Genomic DNA, 26,709 nt, shown 5'->3' on the forward strand with positions numbered 1-26,709 from the left:
CCGCCCAGCGGCGAACGGAGTGCGGCTGGGCGGTATGGGGTTCTGCGCAGCCGGTCGCCAAAGTAATCGTTAACCTGAGCGTAACGATCGACCGCCGGGCTTGATTGAACGCCCCTGCCCCGAAACCCTACCGTGACTCCACGACAGCGGAACCTCGTGGAGTAGCCATGACAACAACAATTTCCCCCCCGCCGCAGTGGTCGCGCCGGCGCAGCGAGAAGCAGCGCCGCCTCGCCCAGGTGCGCCAGCTGGCCGACGGCGTGGTCCTGCCGACCGACAGGATCGTCGCCGCCCTGGAAGCGCTGCTCGCCCCCGGCGATCGCGTGGTGCTGGAAGGCAACATGCCGGCGCGCCAGAGTGCTCAGGTGGGCTGCGCCGGCACAGGTGATCTGGAGGTGCTGCTCGAGTCTGGCCAGGCTCATCATGCGCGCGATGTTCTGATCGATGCCCGCAGGCCAACGGCCCCGCCTTGCGCGGGCCGTTGGCGTTGGGGGATATCTGTTTGCTTCGCCTGGGTGGATTCCGAGCATGGCGATCCATCAGGCGGCAAAGCTCTGCCAGTCATCACAGCGACCACGGCAAGAACCCGGACAGGCACATCCCGTGCGGCTGCGCCCGGTGGCCTGCTCCATGCGCCGCGCCACCTCCGGGTCGTCCGCAAAGGGCAGCATGGTCGCCTCGTCCAGACCGCGCTGGCTCTTGCCCGAGAGACAGAACTGCACGGCGGCGATGAACAGGGTCGCGCAGGTCAGCAACCAGAACTCGTTGGTCATGGTGTTGCTCCTCAAATAAAAAAGCCCGGCGCAAGCGCCGGGCGAAAGGTCATGCGCACTGCGCATGAGCCTGAGAGACGACAGGGTCGGCCAGGCGCACGGTGCGCCAGGTGTTCCAGGCCATCAGCAGCATGCCGGTGAGGAAGAACAGGCCGCCGATCAGGCGTACCAGGAAGCCGGCGTGGCTGGCCTCCAGCGCTTCGACGAACGAGTAGGTCAGGGTGCCGTCCTCGTTGGTGGCGCGCCACATCAGGCCCTGCATGATGCCGTTGACCCACATCGAGGCGATGTACAGCACAGTGCCGATGGTCGCCAGCCAGAAGTGCAGGTTGATCAGGGCGACGCTGTGCATCTGCGCGCGGCCGAACACCCTGGGGATCAGGTGGTACAGCGAGCCGAAGGTGATCATCGCCACCCAGCCCAGCGCCCCGGCGTGCACATGGCCGATGGTCCAGTCGGTGTAGTGGGACAGGGCGTTGACGGTCTTGATCGCCATCATCGGCCCCTCGAAGGTGGACATGCCGTAGAAGGCCAGCGACACCACCAGGAAGCGCAGGATCGGGTCGGTGCGCAACTTATGCCAGGAGCCGGACAGGGTCATCATGCCGTTGATCATGCCCCCCCAGCTCGGCGCGAGCAGGATGATCGACATCACCATGCCGAGGGTCTGCGCCCAGTCGGGCAGCGCGGTGTAGTGCAGGTGGTGCGGGCCGGCCCAGATGTACAGGGTGATCAGCGCCCAGAAGTGCACGATCGACAGCCGGTAGGAATACACCGGGCGGCCGGCCTGCTTGGGCACGAAGTAGTACATCATGCCGAGGAAGCCGGTGGTCAGGAAGAAGCCCACCGCGTTGTGGCCGTACCACCACTGCACCATGGCGTCGGTGGCGCCGGAGTACAGCGAATAGGACTTGAACCAGCCGACCGGGATGGCCAGGTGGTTGACGATGTGCAGCATCGCGGTGGCCAGGATGAAGGCGCCGAAGAACCAGTTGCCGACGTAGATGTGCCTGGTCTGGCGGCGCATCACCGTGCCGAAGAACACCACGGCGTAGGCGACCCAGACGATGGCCATCACCACCGCGCCGGTGAACTCGATCTCGGCATACTCCTTGGTGGTGGTGTAGCCCAGCGGCAGGCTGACCAGCATGATGGCGATCACCGCCTGCCAGCCCCAGAAGGTGAAGCCGATCAGCGGACCGCCGAACAGGCGTGCCTGGCAGGTGCGCTGTACCGTGTAGTAGGAGGCGGCGAACAGCCCGCAACCGCCGAAGGCGAAGATCACCAGGCTGGTGTGCAGCGGGCGCAGGCGGCCGAAGCTGGTCCATTCGAGGTCGAAGTTGAGGGCGGGCCAGACCAGCTGCGAGGCGATCAACACCCCCATGGCCATGCCGACGACGCCCCAGACCACGGTCATCACGGCAAACTGGCGGACGACTTTGTAGTCGTAGGCCTGTTCGGAAATCGTTGTGCTCATGTCGAAACCTTTCTGCTGACGGTGTCCAGGCGGCCGCAGCGCAGGGCGCGGCACGTTGCACACTGTAGAAGGCAGGTTCGCGGCAAAACAGACTCAGATCGACGCGATTCGACCGGATCAGAACGAGGCGATGATGCGCCCGAGCACTTCCATGGCGCGCTCGCTCTGCGCGTCCCACGGATGGCCGTAGTTGAGCCGCGCGCAGTTGCCGAAGCGCCGGGTGGCCGAGAAGATCGGCCCTGGCGCCAGGCTGATGCCCTGCGCCAGGGCCAGCTGGAACAGCTGCAGCGAGTCGACCTGCTCGGGGAATTCGAACCACAGGAAATAGCCGCCGCCCGGCCGGGTCACCCGCGTGCTGGCCGGGAAGTGCCGCGCCGCCGAGGCCAGCATCGACGCCTGCTGGCTCTCCAGCGCGTGGCGCAGCCGGCGCAGGTGGCGGTCGAAGCCGCCGTGCTGCAGGTAGTCGGCGATGGCCGCCTGCGCCGGCACCGACGGCGAGATGGTGGTCATCAGCTTGAGCCGGCGGATCTGCTCGGCCCAGCGCCCGCCGGCCACCCAGCCGACCCGGTAGCCCGGCGCCAGGCACTTGGAGAACGAGCCGCAGTGCATCACCAGGCCCTCGCGGTCGAAGCTCTTCACCGGCTTGGGCGGCTGGCTGCCGAAGTACAGCTCGGCGTAGACGTCGTCCTCAATCAGCGGCACCTGATGGCGCTGCAGCAGCTCGTACAGCGCACGCTTGCGGTCCTCGGCCATGCTCGCGCCGAGCGGGTTCTGCAGGCTGCTCATGAACCAGCAGGCCTTGATCGGCAACTGCTGGAGACTGGCCTCCAGGCTGGCCAGGTCGATGCCCTCGCGCGGGTGCACGGGGATCTCCACCGCCTTGAGTTCCAGGCGCTCGAGCACCTGCAGGGTGGCGTAGAACGCCGGCGCCTCGATGGCCACCAGGTCGCCGGGGCGGGTCACGCACTGCAGGCACAGGTTGAGCGCCTCCATGGCGCCGGTGCTGATGACCAGCTCCTCCAGCGGCAGCATCACCCCGCTGACCATGTAGCGCAGGGCGATCTGTCGGCGCAGGTCGGCGTTGCCCTCGGTCATGTCGGCGATCACACCGCGGGGCGACAGCTCGCGCACCGCGTGGCTCATCGAGCGTGCCAGGCGGGCGAGGGGGAACAGGTCGGGGCTGGGGAAGGCCGAGCCGAACGGCACGGTGTTCGGGTCCTTCAGCGAACCGAGCACCGAGAACACCAGTTCGCTGACGTCGACCACGCTGGTCTGCGCCTCGCGGGCGCTGATGCCGGGCTCCGGCAGCGGGCGCTGGGCCAGCTCGCGGACGAAGTAGCCCGAGCGTGCGCGGGCCACGATCAGCCCGCGACTCTCCAGCAGGTAGTAGGCCTGGAACACCGTCGACGGGCTGACCCCGTAGGTGCTGCTGGCATGCCGCACCGAGGGCACCCGTTGCCCGGGAGCGAGGATGCCGGAGCGGATCAGCTCGGCGATCTCGTCGGCGAATTTCTCGTAGCGTTTCATCTTGTCCGGGCTCAGCGGCCTGCGGATGGGCGTGAGGTAGTCTAACTGCTTGCCGCTGCTCATGGCTTGGCTCCGGGGGTTGGGCTGGCACCTGGCTTGTAGGGGCGAATTCTTTCGCCTTGCTGCGGTCGTTGGCGAATGAATCCGCCCCTACAAGGAGCATCAGCGATGGCGCGGCGACACGAAGGTGCTGTTGGCGACGACGCGCACCGCGGGATCGTCCAGATCCGCCACCGTGAAGCGCAGTGGCGTGGTGCTCGCCTCGGCGCGCCCTTCGGTCAGCGCCACGCTCAGCGCCACGTCGACTATCTCCCCGGGCGCCAGCTGCAGCTCCTCGGCGCCCTGCAGCACGAAGGCCCCGGGCTCGACCAGCGAGATCGCATAGCGGTGCGCCTGCTGGGTCTTGTTGATCACCTTGAGGCGGTAGATGTTCTCGATCTGCCCGGCGCTGTTCTCGCGGTACAGGCCGCGGTCCTTGGTCACGTCCAGAGACACCAGCGGCCGTGCGTCGAGGGCCCAGCCGAAGGCGCCGAACATCAGCAGCAGCGCCGCGGCGTAGCCGACCAGGCGCGGGCGCAGCCAGCGGGTCCGGCCGCCGGTCAGCTCGCGCTCGGAGCTGTAGCGCACCAGGCCGCGGGCGTAGCCCATCTTGTCCATGATGCTGTCGCAGGCGTCGACGCAGGCGCCGCAGCCGATGCATTCCAGCTGCAGACCGTCGCGGATGTCGATGCCGGTCGGGCAGACCTGCACGCACAGGGTGCAGTCGATGCAGTCGCCGAGGCCGAGGGCCCTGGGATCGGCTTCCTTCTTGCGTGCGCCACGGCTTTCGCCGCGTGCGGCGTCGTAGGAGACCACCAGGGTGTCGGCGTCGAACATCACGCTCTGGAAGCGCGAGTAGGGGCACATGTCGCGGCACACCTTCTCGCGCAGCCAGCCGGCGTTGAGGTAGGTAGCGGCGGCGAAGCAGAACACCCAGAAGGCGGCGGTGGCATCGAGCTGCAGGGTGAACAGGTCGTGCACCAGCGCGCGGATCGGCGTGAAGTAGCCGACGAAGGCCAGCGCGGTGACCAGGCTGACCGCCAGCCACAGGCCATGCTTGGCGCCGCGGCGCAGCAGTTTCTCGGCCGACCAGGGCGCGGCGTCCAGCTTGACGCGCTGCTGGCGGTCGCCCTCGGTGACCTTCTCCGCCCACATGAAGATCCAGGTCCACACGCTCTGCGGGCAGGCGTAGCCGCACCACACCCGCCCGGCGGCCACGGTGATGGCGAACAGGCCGAAGGCGCAGATGATCAGTAGCGCCGAGAGCAGGATGAAATCCTGCGGCCAGAAGGTGGCGCCGAAGATGTAGAACTTGCGCCCGGCCAGATCCCAGAGCACCGCCTGGCGCCCGTTCCAGTTCAGCCAGGCGGTGCCGAAGAACAGCAGGAACAGCGCGCCAGCGCCAGCCAGGCGCAGGTTGCGGTACAGGCCGGTGAAGCTGCGGGTGTGGATCGGACCGCCGGCCTGGGCGGGTGTCAGGCGCGTGGCGCGCGGCTCGACTGTCTCGACGATCCGGGCGGGAATGCGTTCGCTCATGGGATGGCTCCAAAGGGCCTGCAAAAGATGGGGCCATGATCGGAGATCGACTGCCGGGGAAACAGGCTCAGATCCATCGATAAAAAGCGGATCAGATGAGATTGGGCGACCGGCAACAGCTGCCGCACACATGGTCTGATACGGTTTTTTTGGCGGGATCTGACGCTGTTTTTGCGCGCTCCCGCTGGGCATAGTCGCCGCCCTGAGTGCCCGTTGCCGCGACGGCGCGGGCCGGCCGGACGAGGTAGCCCATGTACCAATACGACGAATATGACCGCGCCCTGGTGCTCGAGCGCGTCGCGCAGTTCCGCGACCAGATCGCCCGGCGCCTGAGCGGCGAGCTGAGCGAGGAGGAGTTCCTGCCGCTGCGCCTGCAGAACGGCCTGTACCTGCAGAAGCACGCCTACATGCTGCGCGTGGCCATCCCCTACGGCACGCTGTCGGCGGATCAGCTGCGCACCCTGGCGTACATCGCCCGCCACCATGATCGCGGCTACGGCCACTTCACCACCCGGCAGAACATCCAGTTCAACTGGATCGAGCTGGAGCAGGTCGGCGACATCCTCGAACGTCTGGCCGAGGTGGAGATGCACGCCATCCAGACCTCGGGCAACTGCGTGCGTAACATCACCACCGAGGCCTTCGCCGGGGTCGCCGCCGACGAACTGCTCGACCCGCGCCCGCTGGCCGAGATCCTCCGCCAGTGGTCGACGGTCAACCCGGAGTTCCTCTACCTGCCGCGCAAGTTCAAGATCGCCATCTGCTCGGCCGAGCAGGACCGCGCGGCGATCATGATGCACGACATCGGCCTGTACCTTTACCGCGACCAGGCCGGCGAGCTGCTGCTGCGGGTGATGGTCGGCGGCGGCCTCGGGCGCACGCCGATCCTCGCCCAGCAGGTGCGCGAGGCGCTGCCCTGGCGCCACCTGCTGTCCTACGTCGAGGCCATCCTGCGGGTGTTCAACCGCCACGGCCGGCGCGACAACAAGTACAAGGCGCGGATCAAGATCCTGGTCAAGGCGCTCGGCGTCGAGGCCTTCGCCCGTGAGGTGGAGGAGGAGTGGCAGCACATCAAGGACGGCCCGGCCGAGCTGACCGAGGCCGAGTACCGCCGCGTCGCCGCCCACTTCGCGCCGCCGGCCTATGCCGTATTGGATGATGCCGACCTCGGCTACGGCAGCGCGCTGGCCGGCGATGCCGCGTTCGCCCGCTGGGCCGAACACAACCTGCAGGCGCACAAGGTGGCGGGCTACGCCGCGGTGGTGCTGTCCACCAAGCCCGGGCCGGCCATGCCGCCGGGCGACGTCACTGCCGAGCAGATGGAGGGCGTCGCCGAGCTGGCCGAGCGCTACGGCTTCGGCGAGATCCGCATCGCCCACGAGCAGAACCTGGTGCTGCCCGACGTGCGCAAGGCCGACCTGTACGCCGTTTGGCAGCGCGCCGGCGAGCTGGGTCTGGCCACGGCCAACATCGGCCTGCTCACCGACATCATTGCCTGCCCCGGCGGCGACTACTGCTCGCTGGCCAACGCCAAGTCGATCCCCATCGCCCAGGCCATCCAGGAGCGTTTCGCCGACCTCGACCACCTGCACGATCTGGGCGAGCTGAGCCTGAACATCTCCGGCTGCATGAACGCCTGCGCCCACCACCACATCGGCAACATCGGCATCCTCGGCGTCGACAAGAACGGCAGCGAGTGGTACCAGGTCACCATCGGCGGCGCCCAGGGCAAGGCCAGCGCACTGGGCAAGGTGATCGGCCCGGCGTTCGGCGCCGAGCAGATTCCCGAGGTGATCGAGCGGCTGGTCGACACCTTCGTCGCCTACCGCGAGGGCGATGAGCCCTTCGTCGACACCGTGCAGCGCATCGGCCTGGAGCCGTTCAAGGAGCGCGTGTACCGCCAGACGGAGGCTTCGGCATGAACAACCTGATCAAGCTGGGCGCGGAGGGCGCACGCCTGGTCGCCGACGACCCCTGGAGCTGGGTGCGCGAACCGCTAGAACCGCTGCCGGACGGCCCGCTGCTGCTGCCGCTGGCGCTGTGGAGGGAGCGGCAGAGCGCGGACGTGCTGGCCGGGCGCGCCGATACCCACGACGGTATCTGGCTGGCACCCGACGACGAGCCGGAGGAGCTGGCGCCCTGGCTGGCCGGTCTGCCGCTGATCGCCCTGGAGTTCCCCAGCTTCCGCGACGGCCGCGCCTACAGCCAGGCCTACCTGCTGCGTACGCGGCTGGGCTGGCAGGGCGAGCTGCGCGCCGTCGGCGACGTGCTGCGCGACCAGCTCAGCCACATGCGCCAGTGCGGCTTCGACGCCTTCGCCGTGCGCGAGGACAAGTCGGCCGCCGACGCGCTCAAGGGCCTGAGCGGCATCAGCGTGCTGTACGGCCGCTCGGTGCTCGAGCCGCGCCCGCTGTTCCGCCGGCGCAGTGGCGCAGACGCGGAGGAGTAGGGCATGAGCGTGCATGGCCTGCTGCTGCGCTGGGGGCGGGGCGGCGAGCAGGGGCTGGATTTCTCCGGGATGGCCGCCAACATCCGGGACAACCCGCTCAGCTACGGGTTGGCCTTTGCCGGTGCCATCTCTGGGCGGCCTATTGCACGGTGACCGCGCGGATTGCCGGCGGCAAGAATGGCATCACCCTGTTCTTCATGCTGACGGCGCTGGTGCTGTGGGGCAAATACCTGCTCACCGGCGGGGTGCCATGGACTTCAGCTCCCAGTCGACGATCTACCTGGCGCCCGCCGCGACAGGACCGGGTTCAGATGCCGAACCTGAGGGTGGTGATGGCGAGGGCTCCGACCAGCAGCCAGCCGAGTCCGGAGGTGACGGCGAGGGCCATGCCGCCCAGCCAGATGCCCAGGGCGATCTCCCAGGCCAGGCGCCGCTCGCGGCGCGGCGCCGGGGCACGGCGTGGATAGTCGTCGTAGTCGTCTTCGTCTCGGAGTGCGCGCATGCTTGCTTCACCGCAGGGTGGTTCGATTTCGGGCGCGGACGGTAGTCAATTTCCGCTTCGCCTGCAATCGGTGCCTGGCGTATTCAGCCCGCGTGCCGCTTGGCATACATCCGGCACTCGGCCAGCAGCGCCAGCAGGTTGGGGTCGCGCTCGCGGCTCTTGAGGAACACCACGCCGATCTGCTGCTGCAGGCGGTAGCGCGCCTGCAGGGGAATCAGCCGCACGCGGTTCTCGTACACCGCAGCGATGCGCCCGGGCAGCAGGGCGTAGCCGACCCCGGAGCTGACCATGCTGAGCAGGGTGAAGATGTCGTTGACCTGCATCGCCACCCTGGGCGCGAAACCGGCCTGCTGGAACACGCGCTGGGCGTCCTGGTGGGTGGCGAAGCCCTGGGTCAGGGTGATGAAGGTGGCCTCGCTGAGGTCGGCCAGGTCCACCTCGGCCTGTCTGGCGAACGGCGAGTCGGTGGGCACGGCGAGGAATATGTCGTCGCTGAACAGCGGCAGCGACTCGCAGTCCGGGTCGGCCACGCTGTCGTTGAGCGACACCAGGATGGCGTCCAGTTCGAGGTTCTTCAGCCTGTACAGCAGGTCGACGTTGGAGCCGAGGATCAGGTCGATGTTCAGCTCGCTGCGCCGCAGCTTGAGGCCCATGATCAGCTGCGGCACGGTCTTCACCGTCAGCGAGTAGAGCGCGCCGAGCTTGAAGCGCTCGGCGGAGAAGCCGGCCGCCTCGCGGGTCAGGCGCACGGTGTCGAGCATGTCGGCGACCAGCTTCTGCGCGCGGTCCTCCAGCACGTGGGCGCTCTCCAGCGGGGTGAGCTTGCGTCCCTCGCGCTTGAACAGCGGGCAGCGCAGGGCGCTCTCCAGCGAATGGATGGCGCGGTGCACGCTGACCGTGCTGGTGTCCAGCTCGGCGGCGGCGCGCGACAGGTTGCCGCTGCGCATGAAGGCCAGGAAGATTTCCAGCTTCTTGAAGGTCAGTTCTTCGTCGATCTGCATGGTCGGTTTCGGCGGCGGCGGTGCCCTCGATTGTGCCGCAATCCGGGCGAACCTGCCCGCCCATCGCCTTTCCTGCAATTTCTCCTCAACTGTGCGGTCCAACTGCCTGACTTTGCTGGAAAAAACCTTTACCTGCACGGCAGCCGCGGATACTGTTCGCCCGTACAGGTGCCTGGCGCCTTTTCCCCCATGAACACTGCTGCCGACGCCAGCGCGTCGGCACCGGGCCGTCGTAGCGCGGCCCGCCGCTGGAGACCCCCGGATGTCCGAACACGCCCTTGCCCCGGAGCAGAGCCGCAGCGCGGAGAACGCCCCGCCCGGGGCGACGGACATCGCCGGTTCCGAGCGTCACCCGTGGCCCGGCTATCGCGAAGCCCCCGAACGGCTGGCGGCCTTCTGCCTGCCCGGCCAGGGCGTGTTGGACAAGCTGCTGGCGCTGGCCGGCGAACTGCTCAGGCGCAACGGCCACGACGCCAGCCTGCACGGCTACGCGGCCGCCGATGCCGCGCGCCTCGGCCTGCAGACGGCGGCGCTGTGGAACGTGCTGCTCGGTCTGCGTCTCGACGGCCTGCCACTGCCCGCGCCGCTGACCGAGGCGCAGCGCCTACGCAGCCCGGCGCAGGTCATCCAGGGCCGCAGCGCCAGCGTCCTCGACACGGCATTGCTGTGCGCCGCGCTGCTCGAGCGCCTCGGCCTGCATCCGCTGATCGTGCTGGAGGAGCAGCACGCCTACGCCGGCCTATGGCTGAACGGCGAGGGCGGCTTTCCGCGCATCTGCACCAGCGACGTGCTGGCCCTGCGCAAGCGCGTGCAACTGAAGGAGGTGCTGCTGTTCGACACGGGCCTGCTCGGCCAGGGCGTGCCGTTCAAGGAGGCGATCCGCGCCGCCCAGCAGCGGCTGAATGACGACGAGCGCTTCGTGCTGGTGCTCGATCTCGCCCAGGCGCGCGCCGCGCAGATCCGCCCGCTGGATGCGCCCGCGATGCCGGCCGCCGACCCGCGCGTGCTTGAGGCGCCGGAGCTGGCCGTGCCGGCCGCGGCGGACGACGAGCTGCCCGCCGGTCCGGGCGGGCGCCTGGCGCAGTGGCAGCGCCGCCTGCTCGACCTGTCCCTGCGCAATCCGCTGCTCAACCTGCGCGACAGCAAGGTCGCCATCCCGCTGCTGGCGCCCGATCCTGCCGCGCTGGAGGATCTGCTGGCCGACGGCAGGAGCTTCGCCGTCGATGCGCTGCCCAAGCGTCCCGCCAGCGCTGAAAGCCCCGCCACGCCCGAGGAGGCCGCCGGCCAGGCGCAGGCGGCGCTCGCCGCGCTGGCCAAGGGCCGCCTGTTCGCACCGCTGGAGGCCGACAAGCTCGATGCCACCCTGGTCGAGCTGTACCGCAAGGCGCGCACCGACCTGGAGGAGGGCGGCGCCAACACCCTGTTCCTCGCCATCGGCATGCTGCGCTGGCGGCGTCCCGGCGAGCCGGAGCGCAGCTACCGCGCGCCGCTGATCCTGGTGCCGGTGAGCCTGACCCGCAAGTCGATCAACGCCGGCATCCGCCTCTGCCTCGGCGACGACGAGCCGCGCTTCAACACCACCCTCCTGGAGATGCTGCGCCAGGACTTCGCCCTCGACATCCAGGGCTTCGATGCCCTGCTGCCGACCGACGAGCGCGGCCTGGACATCGCCGGCATCCTCACCCGCCTGCGCCGCGAGGTGCTCGAGCTGGACGGCTTCGAGGTGGTCGACGAGGTGCTGCTGAGCACCTTCTCCTTCGCCAAGTACCTGATGTGGAAGGACCTGGTCGACCGCGTCGAGCAGCTCAAGGACAACCCGGTGGTGCGCCACCTGCTCGACACCCCGCGCGAGCCGTTCGCGCAGAGCGGCGAGTTCGTCGAGCCGCGCGAGCTGGACCGCCGGCTGAGCCCCGAGCAGCTGTTCACTCCGCTGTCCGCCGACTCCTCGCAGCTCGCCGCGGTGGTGGCCGCCGCCGAGGGGCGCAACTTCGTGATGATCGGCCCGCCGGGCACCGGCAAGTCGCAGACCATCGCCAACATGATCGCCCACAACCTGGCCCTCGGCCGCAGCGTGCTGTTCGTCGCCGAGAAGGCCGCGGCGCTGGAGGTGGTCTATCGCCGCCTGCGCGAGCACGGCCTCGGCGAATTCTGCCTGGAGCTGCACTCCAACAAGGCGCGCAAGCAGGACGTGATCCGCCAGCTCGGCGCGGCCTGGCAGGCCGGCGCCGAGCTGGGCCCCGGCGAGTGGGAGCGCGAGACCCAGCGCCTGCGCCTGCTGCGCGACGAGCTCAACCAGCTGGTCAAGGCCCTGCACGAAACCCGCCGCAACGGCCTGAGCATCCGCCAGGCGCTGGCCAGCGCGGTGGCCGGCGCGCAGGTGCCCGAGGTGCGCCTGCGCTGGGCCAGCGCCGACCAGCACGATGCCGCGGCGCGCGAGCTGCTGCTGGCGGTGGCCGAGCGCATCGATCTCAACGCCGCCGAGTTGGGCGACCTCGCCGGCCATCCGCTGGCCTTCGTGCAGATGGAGGAGTGGAGCCTGGCCTGGCAGCAGGCGCTGCTGCAGCAGGCCGAGACCCTGGCGGCACGGGCGCGCACCCTGCAGGGTGCGCTCATCGAGCTGAGCCAGCGCCTCGGCCTGATCCGCCCGCTCAACGGCCGCGGCCAGCTCGCCGCGCTGGAGCAGCTGCTCGACCTGCTGCCGCAGACCATCGGCAAGGAGCTGGGCTTCGCCTTCCAGGCCGACGTGCTGGAGCGCCTCGACGCCCTCAACCGGGCGGTCGGCCTGCTCGAGCGCTTCGCCGTCGCCGAGGCCGGATTGTCGGTGCCCTGGCCGCGCGAGCGCCTGCTGGCCCTCGATCTCGCTGCCATGGAGCGGCGCTGGCGCGAGGCCAGCGAGTGCTGGTGGCCGCTGAAGATCCTCAAGCTGCGCCAGTTCCACGCCTGGCTGCACGAACAGGCCGGCGTCGGCGAGGCCGCGCGGATCGACGCCGATCTGCCGGCGCTGTGCGAGTTGCAGGTGGTCAACGGCGAGCTGCGGCCGCTGCTCGCCCGCCTCGACGGCCTGCCCGGCTGGCGCGGCCTGGACTCCGATGCGCAGCAGCTGCGTGCGCTGGCCGACACCGCCTGGCGCCTGCGCCAGCTGCTCGCCGCGCTGGCCACCGATCCCGAGCAGCTCGCCGCGCTGCGCAGCGGCCTGCGCCTGCTGGTGGTCGACGCCAACGAACTGCTCGCCGCCGATGCCCCGGTCGGCCGCCTGTGCGGCCGCTACCTGCAGCTGCAGGGCGATTTCGCCGAGGCGCTGGAGGAGTTCGCCGGCCTGGCCGGGCGCAGCGTCGACGAGCTGTACAGTCCCGGCCTCGCCGGCCTGGAAAGCCTGCTGGAACTGACCGCCCGCCTGCAGGCCGGCCACGGCCGCCTGCACGCCTGGTGCGCCTGGCTGCGCGTGCGCGGCGAGGCGCTGGCGCTCGGCCTGCTGCCGCTGGTCGAGGCCCTCGAGCAGGGCCGCGTGCCGGCCGGCCAGGCGCAGCGCGCCCTGGAGGTCAACTACGCGCGCTGGTGGCTGGTGCAGAAGATCGACGCCACCCCGGCGCTGCGCAACTTCGTCTCGGTCGAGCACGAGCGCAAGATCGCCAGCTTCCGCGCCCTCGACGACCGCGTGCGCGAGATCACCGCGCAGTGCATCCGCATGCGCATCCGCCAGGGCCTGGTCGACCGCGAGGACGCGCAGAAATCCAGCGAATTCGGCATCGTCCGCCGCGAACTGGAGAAGAAGACCCGCCACAAGCCGCTGCGCCAGCTGCTCGCCGAGGCGCCCAGCGCCATCGGCGCGCTGACGCCCTGCCTGCTGATGTCGCCGCTGTCGATCGCCCAGTACCTGCCGGCCGGCCAGGCCTTCGACCTGGTGATCTTCGACGAGGCCTCGCAGATCACCGTGTGGGACGCCATCGGCGCCATCGCCCGCGGTCGGCAGACCGTGGTGGTCGGCGATCCCAAGCAGCTGCCGCCGACCAGCTTCTTCGCCGCGGCGCAGGCCGGCGAGGAGGAGGGCAGCGACGACGAGGATCTGGAGAGCATCCTCGACGAACTGCTCGGCGCCAACCTGCCGACCGTGGGCCTGTCCTGGCACTACCGCTCGCGCCACGAGAGCCTGATCGCCTTCTCCAACCACCGCTACTACAAGGGCGGGCTGATCACCTTCCCGTCGCCGGCCACCGAGGACCGCGCGGTCAACCTGCAGTACGTCGCCGGCAGCTACGACCGCGGCGGCAGCCAGACCAACCGCGCCGAGGCCGACGCCGTGGTCGCCGAGATCGAGCAACGGCTGGAGAACGTCGAGCCGGGCAAGCTGACCCTCGGCGTGGTCACCTTCAACCAGAAGCAGCAGACCCTGATCCTCGACCTGCTGGACGCCGCGCGGCGGGCCAACCCGGCGCTGGATCGCCACTTCGACGAGGCGCTGATCGAGCCGGTGTTCGTCAAAAACCTCGAATCGGTGCAGGGCGACGAGCGCGACCTGATCCTGTTCAGCACCACCTTCGGCCCGGACAGCCTCGGCCTGGTCAGCATGAACTTCGGCCCGCTGAACAAGAGCGGCGGCGAGCGCCGCCTCAACGTGGCGATCACCCGTGCGCGCAGCGAACTCAAGGTGTTCACCAGTCTGCGCCCGGAGCAGATCGACCTGTCGCGCACCGCCGCCGAGGGAGTGAAGGATCTGCGGCACTTCCTCGAATTCGCCGAGCGCGGCGCACGGGCGCTGGACGAGGCGGTGCACGGTTCGGTCGGCGGCTTCGACTCGCCGTTCGAGGAGGCGGTGGCGCGCGCCCTGGCCGAGAAGGGCTGGGTGCTGCACCCGCAGGTCGGCGTATCGCGCTTTCGCATCGACCTTGGCGTGGTCGATCCTGACGCGCCGGGGCGCTATCTCGCCGGCATCGAGTGCGACGGCGCCACCTACCACCGCTCGGCCACCGCCCGCGACCGCGACAAGATCCGCGAGAGCGTGCTGCGCGGCCTCGGCTGGGAGATCCTGCGGCTGTGGTCCACCGACTACTGGCTCGACCCCGCCGGTAGCCTCGACAAGCTCGACCAGCAGCTGCGCAGGCTGCTGGAGCGGCAGCGGGCGAGCGTCAAGGCGTCGGTGTAACGGCGTAGGGTGGGCAACTCGCGCAGCGATTGCCCACCGTTGGCCACGCTGGTGGACAAGGCTGCTCCGTTGTCCACCCTACGCTGCTCGACACCTGCGTAGGGTGGAAAACTCGCGTAGCGATTTTCCACCTTGAGCGGCTCCGCCGGTAGGAAATGCCGGTGGCTGTTTCCCACCCTGCCTTCTGGTGCGCACGGCGCACCCTACCCGGCACACGCCGTAGGGTGCGCCGTGCGCACCGTTTTCAGCCGACCACGCGCAACGCGCTCGCCCCGTTGCCCTGGCGCTGCACGCGGATCTGCACCGGGATGCGCTCGTGCATCTCCTGCACGTGGGAGATCACCGCCACCTTGCGGCCCTGGGCCTGCAGGTTGTCCAGCGCGTCCATGGCCAGTTGCAGCGACTCGGGGTCGAGGCTGCCGAAGCCCTCGTCGATGAACAGCGACTCGATGCGCAGCTTGCTCGACGCCATCGACGCCAGGCCCAGCGCCAGGGCCAGCGAGACCAGGAAGGTCTCGCCGCCGGACAGCGAATGCACCGAGCGCAGCTCGTCGCCCATCTCGGTATCCAGCACCAGCAGGCCCAGCGCGCTGCCGCCGCGCTGCAGGCGGTAGCGCCGGGCCAGCTGGCGCAGCTGCAGGTTGGCGTGCTGCACCAGCAGGTCGAGGTTGTAGCCCTGGGCGATCTTGCGGAAGGTGGCGCCGTCGGCCGAGCCGATCAGCGCGCTGATCCGCCCCCAGCGCAGGTGTTCGGCCTGTGCGGCGGCGATGCGTTCGAGCAGCTCGCGGCTCTGCTGGCGGCGGCGGTCGTCCTCGACCAGCGAGGCGCGCAGGTCGGTGGCCTGCTGTTCGGCCTGCTCGCAGCGCAGGCGCTGCTCGTCCAGCGCCAGCTCCAGGGCGGCCGGCTCGGGGGCTGCGTCGACCCTGGCCAGATGCGCGGTCAGTTGCTGGCTGCGCTCGTCCAGGCGCACCCGGCCCTGGGTCACGGCATCCTCGGCGGCCTTCAGCTGCTCGCGCAGCAAGGCGAGATCGCCGGCCGGGCGGGCCAGCAGGGCGGCGAGGGTGGCGTCGTCCAGCTGCGGGTGGCCGGCGCGCCAGGCGCTCAGTTCACGCTGCAGGTCGGCCTGCTCGGTGTGCAGCGCCTGTTGGCGCTGGCGCAGGTTGTGTCCCTCGCCGGCGAGTTTGATCTGCTGCTGGCGGGCCTGCTGCAGCGCCTCGCCGGCGGCGTTGGCGGCAGCGCGGGCCTGGCTTTCCGCCTGCTCCAGCTGGCGTTGCCAGGCGGCCGCGCTGGGCTGTTCGCCCAGGCACTGGCGCAGGCTGGATTCGGCCGTTTGGCGCAGTTGCTCCAGTTCGCCCAAGCGGGCGCTGCAGGCCTGCAGCGCCCGTTGGCGATGGGACTGGTCGTTGCGTTCCTTGTCCAGAACGGTCTGCCGCTCGCGGTATTCCGCGTCCAGCTCGCGCTGCTCGTCCAGCTGCTGCAGGCGTTCCGCCACCTGGCGGTCCAGTTCCATGAAGCTGCGCGCCGGCTCGGCCTGCCAGCGTTGCAGCCAGTCGCCGGGCAGCAGGTCGGCGAAGGTCTGCAGCTCGGCGGTCAGGCGCTGCTGGTCGGCGGTAAGCCGCTGGCGCTGGTGCTCCAGCTGCTGGCGGGCGGTCTCGCTGGCCTTGTCGGCCGCCCGCAGCTGGTCCTGCAGCTGTTCGCTGCGCCGCTGCTGGGCCAGCAGCTCGCCCTGGCGCTGCTCGGCCTGCTGGATGGACTGGCGCAGTTCGGCCAGTTGTCCGGCCAGCCAGGCGCTGCGCTGCGCGGCCGGCTGGGCGAGCAGTGCGTCGTGACTGGCGAGCGTGGCGTCCAGCGCCGCGAGTTCGCTGCCGATGCGTTGCTGTTCCTGAGCGGCGTCGGCCAGTTGGCGCTCCAGTCCCTTGTATTCGGCGGCCAGCCCGGCGCGCTGTTCGCGGAGCCGGTCGACCTGCTGCCGGGCGCGGCTGGCTTCGGCCTCGTCCTGGCTGGCGAGGGCGGCGAGCAGCGCATCGCCGTGGTGATACGGGTGCTCGGCGCTGCCGCATACCGGGCAGGGCTCGCCGTCCTGCAATTGCGCGCGCAGCGCCTCGACGCTGGCGCTGCGCGCCAGGCGCTGGCGTTCCAGCAGCTCGAGGGTGACCTTGAGCGCCTGCTCCGCGTTCTGCAGCTCGGCGCCGACCGCCTTGCCGCTGGCCACGCACTGCTCGCGCTCGGCCTGGAGTTCGGAGCTGCGCGTCTGCACGGTGGCCAGGCTGACGGCCAGCTCCTCGCGGCGCAGCCAGTGGCGTTGCGTCTGGTCGAGGCTGTGCAGTCGCGGGCGCCAGCCGTCGAGCTGTTGCTGCAGGCGGTCGAGCTGCTCGGCGGGGCTGTCGCCGCCCAGTTGCTGTTGCAGGGCGTCGAGCTGCTGGCGGGCGTGGCGCAGCTGCTGCTCTGCCGCCGTGGCGGCAGACTCCAGCGCCGGCAGTTCCTCGCGGCCCTTGCTCAGCTGGTTGGCCAGTTGCACGGCCTGTTGCAGGCGCGGACGGTGGCCGTCCCAGGCGGCGCCCAGCGCGTGCAGGGCGCTGCTGCGCTGCAGGCCCTCGGCCAGTGCGGCCTGCTGGCCGCTCAGGCGGGTCTGCCGTTCCTGCAGTTGCGCCAGCGCGGTTTCCCCGGCGCTCCAGGCGTCGCGCGCCTGCTGCTCGGTCTGCTGCGCCCGGGTCAGCTCCTGCTGCAGTTCGGTCAGGCGCTGCTCCTCGCCGTAGGCCTGGCGCAGCGGCGCCTCGGCCTGCTGGCGGGCCTGCTCGGCGGTTTCCTGTGCGGCTGCAGTCTGTCGGGCAGCCGCTTCCCGCTCGCCCAGGCGCTGCTGCAGCGCCTGCTGCTGCTCGCCATGGCGCTGCAGGTCGGATTCCAGTCCGGCCAGCAGCGGCCCCAGCTCGCCCTGGCGGGCAAAGCGGTGGCGCTCGGGGGCGAGCTGTTCGAGCAGCGCGAGGGTCTGGCGTTCGCCGGCCAGGCTCGCCTGATGGGCGAGGGCGGCGTCCAGCTGGCCCTGCGCCGCCTGCTGCTCGGCCTGCAGGCGATCACGCTCGGCCAGCCACTGGCGCTGCTGCTGCAGATTCTGCAGGGCGGCCTGCTCGGCCTTGAGCCGGGCGGCGGCATCGGCGTGCTGCTGCTCCAGTGCCTGGCGCTCCTCGTCGGCCAGCGGGCGGATGCCGCCGGCCTGGCGCTCCAGCTCCTCCAGCGCTTCGCGGGCGCGCTTGGCGGCGGCGTAGGCGGCCTTGCCGATGCGGCTGTACACGCCGGTGTCGGTGAGCTTCTCCAGCAGTTCGCCGCGCTGGTTGTCGTCGGCCTTGAGGAAGGCGCTGAACTCGCTCTGCGCCAGCAGCACGGCGCGGGTGAACTGCTGCAGGTTAAGGCCCAGGCGCTGCTCCATCTGCTCGGCGAACTCGCGCTTGGCGGTGGCCAGCAGCTGGTCGCCGTCCAGGTCGCGCAGGCTCTGCTGGCTGTTCTGCAGCTTGCCGCTGGCCTTGTCGCGGGCGCGGCGCACTTCCCAGCGGGCCCGGTAACGCTTGCCGTCGACGCCGACGAAGTCCACCTCGGCAAAGCCGCCGCTGGCGCCGCGGCGCAGCAGGTTGCGGCCGTCGTCGCTGCCGAGGGCCTCGTTGTCGCTGCCGTCCGGCACCTTGAGGGCAGCCCTGGCGTGCTGCAGGCGCGGCGTCTCGCCGAACAGCGCCAGGCACAGGGCGTCGAGCAGGGTGCTCTTGCCGGCGCCGGTCGGCCCGGTGATGGCGAACAGCCCGGCGCTGGCCAGCGGCTCGGCGGTGAAGTCGACTTCCTGCTCGCCGGCCAGCGAGGCGAGGTTCTTCAGGCGGATGGCGAGGATCTTCATGCCGGCTCTCCTTCGAGTTCCACGGTCTGCAGCAGGGTCAGGAAGTCCTCCAGCACCTGGGCGTCGGCCTCGCTGCCGTATTCGGCCTGCCAGCTGCGGCGGAACAGCTCCTGCGGGTCGAGCTGGTCGAGGCCGACCAGCGGGGCGGCTTCCTCGCCGCGTCCGCGGTATTCGCTGGCGATGCGCACCAGGCGGCAGCCCTTGCCGTCCAGCGCCGCCTCGATCTGCTGGCGCAGGTCGGGCTGCGGCTGCTCCAGCTGCACGCGCACCTCCAGCCAGGGCTGGCGTTCGCGCTCAAGCGCGCTGGCGGGCAGGGCGGCGAGCTGTTCCAGCACCTCGGCAAGGGGCGCTGGGCCGATGCGCAGCATGTCCACCGCGCGCGGCACGCGGATCGCCTCGACGCCGTGCAGCGCGGCGCCGTCCAGCTCGACCAGCAGCACCTGATGCGGATAGTTGACCTCGGCGAACGACAGCGGCAGCGGCGCGCCGCTGTAGCGGATGCGTGGTTGACCTGAGACCTGCTGCGGCTTGTGCAGGTGGCCGAGGGCGACGTAGGCGATGGCTTCGGGGAACAGGCTGGCCGGCAGCGCCTCGGCGTTGCCGATCACGATGTTGCGCTCGGAGTCCTCGGACACCGCCGCCCCGGCCATGTGCGCGTGGCTGACCGCCACCAGTGCCTGCTGCGACGTGCGGCGCGCCTCGGCGGCGGCGATCAGCTCGCGGTGCACCCGCTCGATGCCGGCCAGGTAGTCGTCGCCCACCGCACCGCCGGTCACTTCGGCCGGGCGCAGGAACGGCAGCGCCAGGCACCAGGCACCGATCTCGCCGTCCTCGCGGTGCAGCGGCAGCAGCAGGCGGTCGCTGTCCAGCGCGTCCTCGTCCAGCCACTCGACGCGGCCGAGGGCGTGGGCGTTGAGGCGGCGCATCAGCGGCGCCGGCAGCTCGATGCGCCCGCCCGAGTCGTGGTTGCCGGCGATCATCACGATGTCCAGGCGCGGCAGGCGGCGGTGCGCCTCGACCACGAAGTCGTACAGGCGCTCCTGGGCCCTGAGCGGCGGGTTGACGGTGTCGAAGAGGTCGCCGGCGATCAGCAGGGCGTCGGCCCGCTGGTCCACCAGGGTATCGAGCAGCCAGGCGAGGAAGGCGGCGTGTTCGCAGTCGCGGTCCTGGCCGTGCAGGGTCTGCCCCAGGTGCCAGTCGGAGGTGTGGATCAGGCGCATGGTTCGCTCCCTCAAGGCATGCGCAGCAGCCAGGCGGCTGCGGCGATCGCCAGCATGTGCAGCGGATAGAAGAAGTAGGCCCAGCGGCCGACCGCCGGGACGCGCAGGGTCACCGGCAGCGCCGTGCGCAGCAGCCACAGGCCGAGCGGCAGGGCCGCGAGGCAGGCACCGGCGATCAGCCAGTCGCGCGGCTCTCCGGCCTGCAGGGCGGCGGACAGCCGCGGGGTCAGGTTGGCCAGCAGCACCGTCAGGGTCGCCAGCGCCGGCCACGGGCCGCCGCGCTGCAGGGCGAGCAGGCACAGGGTCGGCAGCAGCACGCCGAGCATCCCGTAGGTCAGGCTGGCGTGCAGCCAGGCGGCGCCGGCGGCGAGCAGGCCGGCGAGCAGCAGCGGTCCGCGCTGCAGGGCGTTGCAGCCCCAGGCGATGCCCCAGCCGATGGCCAGGCTGACCAGGATATTGAACTTGTGGGTGTTGCCCAGCATCAGGTCGTGGGCCGGCTCGCTGAGCACGGCGAACAGCAGCAGGGCGCCGAGATGCCGGCGCTCGCTGGCGCCGAACGCGCCGGCCGGGCGGCGCGCCAGGTTGGCGGCCAGTGCCAGGCAGAACAGCGGGAAGGCCAGCCGGCCGGGGACGAAGCTCCAGCCGAGCAGGGCGTGGCCGGGAATCAGGAAGCGCAGGTGGTCGACGGCCATGCTGGCCAGCGCCAGCCACTTGACCAGGTCGAGGCCGCGCTCGCGCGCCTGCGGCAGCGACGGCGAACTCGGCGCATGGGCATCGGCAGCGACCGCCACGGCGCAGCCTGCGGATCAGTCGCCGCGGTATTCGCAGCCGCTGGTGCAGGTCTCGTGCACGCGCACCCGCGACAGTTCCGGCAGCAGCGGCTTGAGCTGCTGCCAGATCCACTTCGAGAGGTTCTCGCTGGTGGGGTTCTCGAGGCCGGGGATGTCGTTCAGATAGTAGTGGTCGAGGCGGTCGTAGATCGGCTTGAAGATCGCCTTGATCTCGGAGAAATCACGGATCCAGCCGGTGTAGGGATCGACTTCGCCCTCGATGTAGATCGCCACGCGGAACGAATGGCCGTGCAGGCGCCCGCACTTGTGACCCTCGGGAACGTGGGGCAGGAGATGGGCGGCTTCGAAGGTGAATTCCTTGAACAGTTCCACGGCGACACTCACGGGCTGGAAAAAACCGCGACAGTCTACCAGCTTTGCCGGCGGCATTCCCCGCACTGCCGCCCGTCGGCAAACGGGTGTTTTTCCCCGGCCGGGCACTGATGGCCACTTGGCAGCGTCCGCGCTGGACTATGTTTGTGACAGAGCACACAGGGAACCGTGCGGGAAGACAGCCGGGGGCAAGTGGAGGGGGCTGTCCTCCCGCCATAATAAAAAACAAGGGGATGGTGATGGTGTCGGGTCCGCAACCATTCAATCTGCTCAGATGGTTCTCGCTGGTCAGCTTCGGCCTGATCGCCGCGGTCGCCGTGTCGCTGGCGATCAGCGCAACGCGCTACGCCGTCGTCGAGAGCATCGAGCGCGACGCTCTGCTTACCGCCCAGTTCATCCGCGCCCTCACCGAGGGCGAGATCCGCCATGCCAACTTCGGGCCGGGCGTGACCATGGGCGAGTTCCTCGATTCCCGCGAGGATGGCTCGGCGGACGGTATCGACCGCCTGCATCTGGAGCGGGTGCGCCGCGAGTTCTTCGACCATGTCTCCAGCCTGCCCGATGCCCTGCAGACCAACATCTTCGCTCCCGATCGCACCATCGTCTGGTCGACCAATCCGGAGCTGGTCGGCCGTCGCCTGCTCGACCGCGAGGAGCTCGAGCAGGCATTCGAGGTCAAGACCCATGTCGCCCACGCCCATTGGCGGGTGGAAGGCGGCCGCACCGAGCAGCAGTTCATCCGCAGTCCCCAGGGCCTCTATTTCGAGAACTACATCCCGCTGACGGACAATGCCGGCAACGTGGTGTCGGTGGTGGAGATCTACAAGGAGCCGGCCGACCTGATCGCGCGCATGGAGCGAGCCTACCTGCTGCTGTGGCTGGCGGCGGGGCTGGGCGGCGGGCTGATCTATCTCGGCCTGTTCTGGATCGTGCGGCGCGCCTCGCGGCTGCTGGCCGCGCAGCAGCACCAACTGATCGAGAACGAGACCCTGGTGGCCCTCGGCGAGATGTCCTCGGCAGTAGCCCACGGCCTGCGCAATCCGCTGGCGGCCATCCGCACCAGTGCCGAACTGGCGCTGGACCTGGACTGCTCGCCGGCGCGCAAGAACATCCACGACATCGTCCTGCAGGTCGACCGCCTGTCGAAATGGGTGCGCGAGCTGCTGCTGTGCTCCAGTCAGCTCAACGACGAGCACGAGGCGGTGGACCTGGTCGGCGCGGTCAACGAGGTGCTGAACACCTTCGAGCCGCAGATCGCCAAGGCCGGCATCCAGCTGGAGTGGTCGCCGGCGGCGGCGCCCAAGGTGCTCAGCCATCCGGTGCTGCTCAACCAGGCGCTCAACAGCGTGCTGGCCAACGCCCTCGAGGCGATGCCCAAGGGCGGACGCCTGCGCCTGGAGCTGACCCGCGACCAGCGCCGCAAGCGGCTGATCCTGAGCGTCAGCGACACCGGTATCGGAATGAGCGAGCAGCAGCAGGTGCTGGCGTTCAAGCCGTTCTATTCGACCAAGCGCGGCGGGCTGGGGGTCGGCCTGTCGCTGGTCAAGCGGATCATGGAGCGATTCGGCGGCGCGGTCAGCCTGACCAGCCGCGAGCAGGTAGGCACCCATGTGTGCCTGAGCTTCAGGGTGGCCGAGGGAGGCTGACGTCGTGGAGCACAGCGTACTGATCGTCGAGGACGACGAAACCCTGGCGGACAACATCCGCACCTACCTCGAGCGCAAGGGCTACGAGGCGCAGGTCTGCTCCAGTGCCGAACAGGCGCTGGATTGCCTGGCCTGCCAGCATCCCGACGTGCTGCTCACCGATCACTGCCTGCCGGGGATGACCGGCATCGAGCTGATCCGCCAGGTGCGCAGCCTGGACGCCCAGGTGAAGACGGTGATGATGACCGCCCACGGCAACATCGAGTGCGCCGTCGAGGCCATGAAGGCCGGCGCCTACGACTTCCTCACCAAGCCGGTGGTGCTGGCCGAGCTCAAGCTGCTGATCGAGCGGGCCATCGAGACCCGCCAGCTCGAGCATCGTCTGTCCTTCTACCAGCATCGCGACGCCCGCGGCGCCGGGCTGGACGCGCTGATCGGCGAGTCGGCGCCGATGCGGGCGCTCAAGGCGATGGTGCACCAGGTGCTGGATGCGGAAAGCCACATGACCGACAGCGACCTGCCGGTGGTGCTGATCAACGGCGAGACCGGCACCGGCAAGGAGCTGATCGCCCGCGCCCTGCACTACGACGGCGTGCGTCGCGACGGGCCGTTCGTCGAGGTCAACTGCGCCTCGATCCCCTCGCACCTGCTGGAGGCCGAGCTGTTCGGTCACGAGAAGGGCGCCTACACCGACGCCAAGGAGCGCCGTGCCGGCCTGGTCGAGGCCGCCGACGGCGGCACCCTGTTCCTCGACGAGGTGGGCGAGATCGACCTGGCGCTGCAGGCCAAGCTGCTCAAGCTGCTGGAGGACCGCACCATCCGCCGCCTGGGCTCGGTCAAGGAGCGCAAGGTCGACCTGCGCATCATCAGCGCCACCAACTGCGACCTGGAGCAGATGGTCAGGGACGGGCGGTTCCGCCGCGACCTGTTCTACCGCCTGCGCATCATCGCCATCCAGGTGCCGCCGCTGCGCGAGCGCGGTGGCGACGTTCTCACCCTGGCCCGCCATTTCCTCGCCCTGCACGGCCGCCGCTACGGCAAGTCCGACCTGCAGTTCACCGTCGAGGCCGAGGCCCTGCTGAGAAGCTACGACTGGCCGGGCAACGTGCGCGAGCTGCGCAACATGCTCGAGCAGACCGTGCTGCTCGCCCGCGGCACGCGGATCACCCCCGACCAGCTGAGCCTGGCGGGGTATCACGACGGCAGTCCCGTCCATGTCGAGGATTGCCCGCCGCCGCTCGCCGCCCCGGTCGATGATGACCCGCCCAGCCTGCCGGAGGTGGAGCGCCAGCTGGTGCTGCGCACGCTGGAGCGCACCGACTGGAACGTCACCAAGTCGGCTCGCCTGCTGGGCCTGAGCCGCGACATGCTGCGCTATCGCATCGAGAAGCTGGGGCTGGAGCGGCCGGATCGGCACCATTAGGCCGGTGCCCGGCACTGGGCGTCAGGGACAGGCGCCTTGCCGTCGACAGGCACGCGGGCTTCTTCGCCGCGCCGGCCTCAGAACCAGAAGCGCACACCGGCGACCAGGCGCGCCTCGCTGACATCCTCGTTGTCTTCGCGCAGCAGGTCGGCGGTGTTGCCGTAGGCGCGCGTCCAGTTCACGCCGATGTAGGGGGCGAACTCGCGGCGGATCTCGTAGCGCAGGCGCAGGCCCAGTTCGAGATCTCTGAAGCCCGAGCCGACGCCACGCTCGGCGTCGTTGCGGCCGTACAGGTTGGCTTCGGCGGCGGGCTGCAGGATCAGCCGGTTGGTCAGCAGGATGTCGTACTCGGTGGAGAGGCGCAGGGCGCTCTGGCCGGCCTCGCCGAGGAAGGCGGTGGCCTCGGTCTCCAGGCCGTACAGCGGCATGCCCTGCACGCCGAAGGCGGCCCAGGTCTGCGGCGAGCCCGGCTTGAAGTCCTGGCGCACGCCGGCCACGGTTTCCCACCAGGGACCGATGGCGTGGCTCCACAGCAGCTGCAGTTCGGCTTCCTCGGTGTGGCCATTGAGCCGCTCGCCCTCGGAGCGGAAGGCCAGGCGGTCGATGTCGCTGCCGATCCAGCCGTTGATATCCCAGCTCAGGGCGCTGCCCGCGTCGGCGTCCTGCCATTCCAGTCGGTCGGCGACGAACAGGTAGTTGATCCCGCCCTGGTGCATGGCGTGCGGCGGCAGGTCGGGGAAGGCGGCGGCGCGGTCCGCGTCGGTCACGGCAGGGACCGGAGCACCCGGGTAGCCGGCGGGGTGGTGGCCGGCGTGCCCGCCGGCACCGGGAGCCGCCTGCGGCTGGTCCTGCATCGGCGGCATGTGCGCATGGCCCATGCCGCCGTGGTACGGCGCCGGCAGGTCGTGTCCCGACTCCGCCTGGGGCGCGGCCGGCGCGTGATGGTCGCCGTGGCTCCCGTGCAGGTGTGCCCCGGGCTCGGCGGCCTGGGCTGTGGCGGCCAGGCCGAGGCCGAGCGCCAGGGTCAGGGGGTAGAGGGGGCGGGGCATTCCGGCGATCTCCTTATTCCTCGACGCGGACTTCGCGGAACATGCCGAGGTCCATGTGCATCAGCATGTGGCAGTGGTAGGCCCAGCGGCCGAGGGCGTCGGCGGTGACGCGGTAGCTGCGGATCGAGCCGGGCGGCATGTCGATGGTGTGCTTGCGCACCTTGAAGTTGCCCTGCTCGTCCTCCAGGTCGCTCCACAGGCCGTGCAGGTGGATGGGGTGGTGCATCATGGTGTCGTTGACCAGCACGATGCGGATGCGCTCGCCGTATTTAAGGCGGATCGGCTCGGCGTGGGCGAAGGGCACGCCGTCGATCGACCAGGAAAAGCGCTCCATGTGGCCGGTCAGGTGCAGCTCGATCGTGCGGCTCGGTGCGCGGCCGTCCGGGTCGGCGAAGCGGCTGCGCAGGTCGGCGTAGGTCAGCACGCGGCGGCCGTTGTCGCGCAGGCCGATGCCCGGATCGTCGAGCTTGGCGGTGGGCGCCATAGTCTGCATGTCGAGCAGCGGATTGCCGCCCAGGGAGTTGTCGTCCTCGCTGGCCGGGTGGCCCTGCATGGCGATGGGCGCCGCCGCGTCGCCATGGCCGCCATGGCCGCCATGCTCGCCGTGGCCCATGTCGGCCATGCTCAGTTCGGGGCGCGGATCGGGCGCCGGCACCGGCGCGCTCAGCCCCTCGCGCACCGCCAGGGTGCCGCGCGCGTAGCCGCTGCGGTCCATCGACTGGGCGAACAGGGTCCAGGCCTCGCGGCTGGCGTCGGGGGTGACGATCACGTCGTAGGTTTCCGCCACGCCCAGGCGGATCTCGTCCACCTCCACCGGCGCGATGTTCTGGCCGTCGGCGGCGACCACGGTGAGCTTGAGGCCGGGGATGCGGAAGTCGAAGTAGGTCATCGCCGCGGCGTTGATCAGGCGCAGGCGGATGCGCTCGCCGGGGCGGAACAGCCCGGTCCAGTTGCCGTCCGGCGCCTGGCCGTTGAGCAGGTAGGTGTAGGTGGCGCCGCTGACGTCGGCGAGATCCGTGGGGCTCATGTTCATCCGCGCCCAGGCCCAGCGCTCGCTCAGGGTGTCGCTCCAGCCGTGGTCGGCGACATCTGTGATGAAGTCGCCGACGGTGCGGCGGTGCTGGTTGTAGTAGTCGGACTGTTTCTTCAGTTTGGCCAGCACCCGCGCCGGATCCTCGTCGGTCCAGTCGGAGAGCATCACCACGTAGTCGCGCTCGTACTGGAACGGCTCGGGCTCGCGCGGGTCGATCACCAGCGGGCCGTAGAGGCCGCGCTGCTCCTGGAAGCCGGAGTGGCTGTGGTACCAGTAGGTGCCGCTCTGCCTGACCTTGAACTTGTATTCGTACAGGCCGTCCGGGGCGATGCCGGCGAAGCTGAAGCCCGGCACGCCGTCCATGTTGGCCGGCAGCAGGATGCCGTGCCAGTGGATTGAGGTGTCCTCCCTGAGGCGGTTGCGCACGCGGATGGTCACGGTGTCGCCCTCGCGCCAGCGCAGCAGCGGCGCCGGCAGGCTGCCGTTGACCGCCACGGCGGTGCGCGCCTTGCCGGTGAGGTCGACCGGCAGCTCGTCGATGGTCAGGTCGAACTGGGTGCCGGCCAGCACGCCCGGCTGGCCGGGCCGGTCCAGCGCCCACACCGGCTGGCGCCACAGGCCGAGGCCGGCGAGCACGCCGCCGGCAGCCAGGCCCTTGAGGAAGGTTCGTCGTGAAGTCAGAGATGGCATGCTGTTCCTGTCCCGTCTTTCCGGGGGCGCGCAGCGGCGCTCCCGGGCTGATCCGCCCGCGGCGGAATTCCCTCGATATGGCCACACCATAGCCGGCGCAAGCTGTCGGGAAGCTGAGACGAAGATTACGCTTTTGTCAGCTTGGCGGTCGGGGAGGGTGA

Annotated in this window: 18 protein-coding genes and 2 pseudogenes; 8 read left to right on the plus strand and 12 right to left on the minus strand. The window is 70.0% G+C overall.

Features of this window, described 5'->3' with window-relative positions; translation table 11 throughout:
* Window positions 1-167: 167 nt before the first annotated feature.
* Both E5198_RS05695 and E5198_RS21815 read left to right on the plus strand, forming a co-directional pair.
* Window positions 168-341, plus strand: a pseudogene (locus tag E5198_RS05695) (malonate decarboxylase subunit alpha); the annotation flags it as partial.
* Window positions 342-420 (plus strand): annotated as a pseudogene (locus E5198_RS21815) (malonate decarboxylase acyl carrier protein); the annotation flags it as partial.
* 119 nt (window positions 421-539) lie between these two features.
* On the opposite strand, the gene E5198_RS05700 reads toward E5198_RS21815, so the two are convergent.
* From E5198_RS05700 to ccoG, 4 genes are all read right to left on the minus strand, one after another.
* Window positions 540-773, minus strand: coding sequence for a cbb3-type cytochrome c oxidase subunit 3 (locus tag E5198_RS05700; protein WP_136489041.1), 234 nt, complete (start codon window positions 771-773; stop codon window positions 540-542).
* A 49-nt stretch (window positions 774-822) separates the two neighbouring features.
* Window positions 823-2,250 carry a cytochrome-c oxidase, cbb3-type subunit I gene (gene ccoN, locus E5198_RS05705; RefSeq protein WP_136489042.1) on the minus strand — a complete coding sequence of 476 codons (1,428 nt, stop codon included), beginning with the start codon at window positions 2,248-2,250 and terminating at the stop codon, window positions 823-825.
* A 117-nt stretch (window positions 2,251-2,367) separates the two neighbouring features.
* Complete coding sequence (mapR, locus tag E5198_RS05710; RefSeq protein WP_136489064.1) at window positions 2,368-3,777, minus strand: GntR family transcriptional regulator MpaR; 1,410 nt, start codon at window positions 3,775-3,777, stop codon at window positions 2,368-2,370.
* 162 nt (window positions 3,778-3,939) lie between these two features.
* Window positions 3,940-5,352: a cytochrome c oxidase accessory protein CcoG gene (gene ccoG, locus E5198_RS05715; protein WP_136489043.1), complete on the minus strand. Its 1,413-nt coding sequence runs from the start codon at window positions 5,350-5,352 to the stop codon at window positions 3,940-3,942.
* 251 nt (window positions 5,353-5,603) lie between these two features.
* On the opposite strand from ccoG, the gene E5198_RS05720 reads away from it, so the two are divergent.
* Genes E5198_RS05720 through E5198_RS21930 form a run of 3 tightly spaced genes read left to right on the plus strand, consistent with a single transcriptional unit; the run spans window position 5,604 to window position 7,954 of the window.
* Window positions 5,604-7,274 (plus strand): nitrite/sulfite reductase, encoded by a 1,671-nt coding sequence (locus tag E5198_RS05720; RefSeq protein ID WP_136489044.1) that lies wholly within the window; start codon window positions 5,604-5,606, stop codon window positions 7,272-7,274.
* Window positions 7,271-7,801 carry a DUF934 domain-containing protein gene (locus tag E5198_RS05725; protein WP_136489045.1) on the plus strand — a complete coding sequence of 177 codons (531 nt, stop codon included), beginning with the start codon at window positions 7,271-7,273 and terminating at the stop codon, window positions 7,799-7,801. The genes E5198_RS05720 and E5198_RS05725 overlap by 4 nt, the downstream gene beginning before the upstream one ends.
* A gap of 3 nt (window positions 7,802-7,804) precedes the next feature.
* Window positions 7,805-7,954, plus strand: coding sequence for a hypothetical protein (locus E5198_RS21930; RefSeq protein WP_236574811.1), 150 nt, complete (start codon window positions 7,805-7,807; stop codon window positions 7,952-7,954).
* A gap of 154 nt (window positions 7,955-8,108) precedes the next feature.
* Here the strand turns inward: E5198_RS21930 and E5198_RS21465 are convergent, their stop codons facing one another.
* The gene (locus tag E5198_RS21465; RefSeq protein ID WP_168772479.1) at window positions 8,109-8,303 is read right to left on the minus strand and encodes a hypothetical protein; all 195 of its coding nucleotides are present in this window, start codon (window positions 8,301-8,303) and stop codon (window positions 8,109-8,111) included.
* A gap of 83 nt (window positions 8,304-8,386) precedes the next feature.
* Window positions 8,387-9,304: a LysR substrate-binding domain-containing protein gene (locus E5198_RS05735; RefSeq protein WP_136489046.1), complete on the minus strand. Its 918-nt coding sequence runs from the start codon at window positions 9,302-9,304 to the stop codon at window positions 8,387-8,389.
* A gap of 262 nt (window positions 9,305-9,566) precedes the next feature.
* Between E5198_RS05735 and E5198_RS05740 the strand changes: the two genes are divergently transcribed.
* A complete protein-coding gene (locus tag E5198_RS05740; RefSeq protein WP_136489047.1) occupies window positions 9,567-14,444 on the plus strand; it encodes a DUF4011 domain-containing protein in 4,878 nt (1,625 codons plus the stop codon).
* Between the two features lie 244 nt (window positions 14,445-14,688).
* On the opposite strand, the gene E5198_RS05745 is transcribed toward E5198_RS05740, so the two are convergent.
* Genes E5198_RS05745 through queD form a run of 4 tightly spaced genes read right to left on the minus strand, consistent with a single transcriptional unit; the run spans window position 14,689 to window position 20,707 of the window.
* Window positions 14,689-18,324, minus strand: a complete 3,636-nt coding sequence (locus E5198_RS05745) for an AAA family ATPase (protein WP_136489048.1) — start codon at window positions 18,322-18,324, stop codon at window positions 14,689-14,691.
* Window positions 18,321-19,544: an exonuclease SbcCD subunit D C-terminal domain-containing protein gene (locus E5198_RS05750; protein ID WP_136489049.1), complete on the minus strand. Its 1,224-nt coding sequence runs from the start codon at window positions 19,542-19,544 to the stop codon at window positions 18,321-18,323. The genes E5198_RS05745 and E5198_RS05750 overlap by 4 nt, the downstream gene beginning before the upstream one ends.
* Before the next feature lie 11 nt (window positions 19,545-19,555).
* Entirely contained in the window at window positions 19,556-20,335 is a 780-nt protein-coding gene (locus E5198_RS05755) for a TraX family protein (protein ID WP_136489050.1), read from the minus strand.
* Between the two features lie 15 nt (window positions 20,336-20,350).
* A complete protein-coding gene (queD, locus tag E5198_RS05760) occupies window positions 20,351-20,707 on the minus strand; it encodes a 6-carboxytetrahydropterin synthase QueD (RefSeq protein ID WP_136489051.1) in 357 nt (118 codons plus the stop codon).
* 239 nt (window positions 20,708-20,946) lie between these two features.
* Between queD and E5198_RS05765 the strand changes: the two genes are divergently transcribed.
* The gene (locus E5198_RS05765) at window positions 20,947-22,353 is read left to right on the plus strand and encodes a sensor histidine kinase (RefSeq protein ID WP_305956030.1); all 1,407 of its coding nucleotides are present in this window, start codon (window positions 20,947-20,949) and stop codon (window positions 22,351-22,353) included.
* 4 nt (window positions 22,354-22,357) lie between these two features.
* On the plus strand, window positions 22,358-23,776 hold the full coding sequence (locus tag E5198_RS05770; protein WP_136489053.1) for a sigma-54 dependent transcriptional regulator: 1,419 nt from the start codon (window positions 22,358-22,360) through the stop codon (window positions 23,774-23,776).
* Window positions 23,777-23,853: 77 nt separating this feature from the next.
* Here E5198_RS05770 and E5198_RS05775 read toward each other — a convergent pair whose 3' ends face one another.
* Window positions 23,854-24,825 carry a copper resistance protein B gene (locus tag E5198_RS05775; RefSeq protein ID WP_136489054.1) on the minus strand — a complete coding sequence of 324 codons (972 nt, stop codon included), beginning with the start codon at window positions 24,823-24,825 and terminating at the stop codon, window positions 23,854-23,856.
* A 13-nt stretch (window positions 24,826-24,838) separates the two neighbouring features.
* Window positions 24,839-26,548: a copper resistance system multicopper oxidase gene (locus E5198_RS05780; protein ID WP_136489055.1), complete on the minus strand. Its 1,710-nt coding sequence runs from the start codon at window positions 26,546-26,548 to the stop codon at window positions 24,839-24,841.
* Between the last annotated feature and the right edge of the window lie 161 nt (window positions 26,549-26,709).

The sequence above is a fragment of the Pseudomonas sp. A-1 genome (assembly GCF_004801855.1).
In the GTDB taxonomy this organism is placed as follows: Bacteria; Pseudomonadota; Gammaproteobacteria; order Pseudomonadales; family Pseudomonadaceae; genus Geopseudomonas.

What these genes read in the sequence shown, in the direction of transcription:
- ccoN (WP_136489042.1), bottom strand. Translation starts at nt 2,250, where the DNA reads ATGAGCACAACGATTTCCGAACAGGCCTACGACTACAAAGTCGTCCGC.
- E5198_RS05775 (WP_136489054.1), bottom strand. Translation starts at nt 24,825, where the DNA reads ATGCCCCGCCCCCTCTACCCCCTGACCCTGGCGCTCGGCCTCGGCCTG.
- E5198_RS21930 (WP_236574811.1), top strand. Translation starts at nt 7,805, where the DNA reads ATGAGCGTGCATGGCCTGCTGCTGCGCTGGGGGCGGGGCGGCGAGCAG.
- E5198_RS05780 (WP_136489055.1), bottom strand. Translation starts at nt 26,548, where the DNA reads ATGCCATCTCTGACTTCACGACGAACCTTCCTCAAGGGCCTGGCTGCC.
- mapR (WP_136489064.1), bottom strand. Translation starts at nt 3,777, where the DNA reads ATGAAACGCTACGAGAAATTCGCCGACGAGATCGCCGAGCTGATCCGC.
- E5198_RS05725 (WP_136489045.1), top strand. Translation starts at nt 7,271, where the DNA reads ATGAACAACCTGATCAAGCTGGGCGCGGAGGGCGCACGCCTGGTCGCC.
- E5198_RS05720 (WP_136489044.1), top strand. Translation starts at nt 5,604, where the DNA reads ATGTACCAATACGACGAATATGACCGCGCCCTGGTGCTCGAGCGCGTC.
- E5198_RS05750 (WP_136489049.1), bottom strand. Translation starts at nt 19,544, where the DNA reads ATGCGCCTGATCCACACCTCCGACTGGCACCTGGGGCAGACCCTGCAC.
- E5198_RS21465 (WP_168772479.1), bottom strand. Translation starts at nt 8,303, where the DNA reads ATGCGCGCACTCCGAGACGAAGACGACTACGACGACTATCCACGCCGT.
- ccoG (WP_136489043.1), bottom strand. Translation starts at nt 5,352, where the DNA reads ATGAGCGAACGCATTCCCGCCCGGATCGTCGAGACAGTCGAGCCGCGC.
- E5198_RS05735 (WP_136489046.1), bottom strand. Translation starts at nt 9,304, where the DNA reads ATGCAGATCGACGAAGAACTGACCTTCAAGAAGCTGGAAATCTTCCTG.
- E5198_RS05700 (WP_136489041.1), bottom strand. Translation starts at nt 773, where the DNA reads ATGACCAACGAGTTCTGGTTGCTGACCTGCGCGACCCTGTTCATCGCC.
- E5198_RS05765 (WP_305956030.1), top strand. Translation starts at nt 20,947, where the DNA reads ATGGTGTCGGGTCCGCAACCATTCAATCTGCTCAGATGGTTCTCGCTG.
- E5198_RS05745 (WP_136489048.1), bottom strand. Translation starts at nt 18,324, where the DNA reads ATGAAGATCCTCGCCATCCGCCTGAAGAACCTCGCCTCGCTGGCCGGC.
- E5198_RS05740 (WP_136489047.1), top strand. Translation starts at nt 9,567, where the DNA reads ATGTCCGAACACGCCCTTGCCCCGGAGCAGAGCCGCAGCGCGGAGAAC.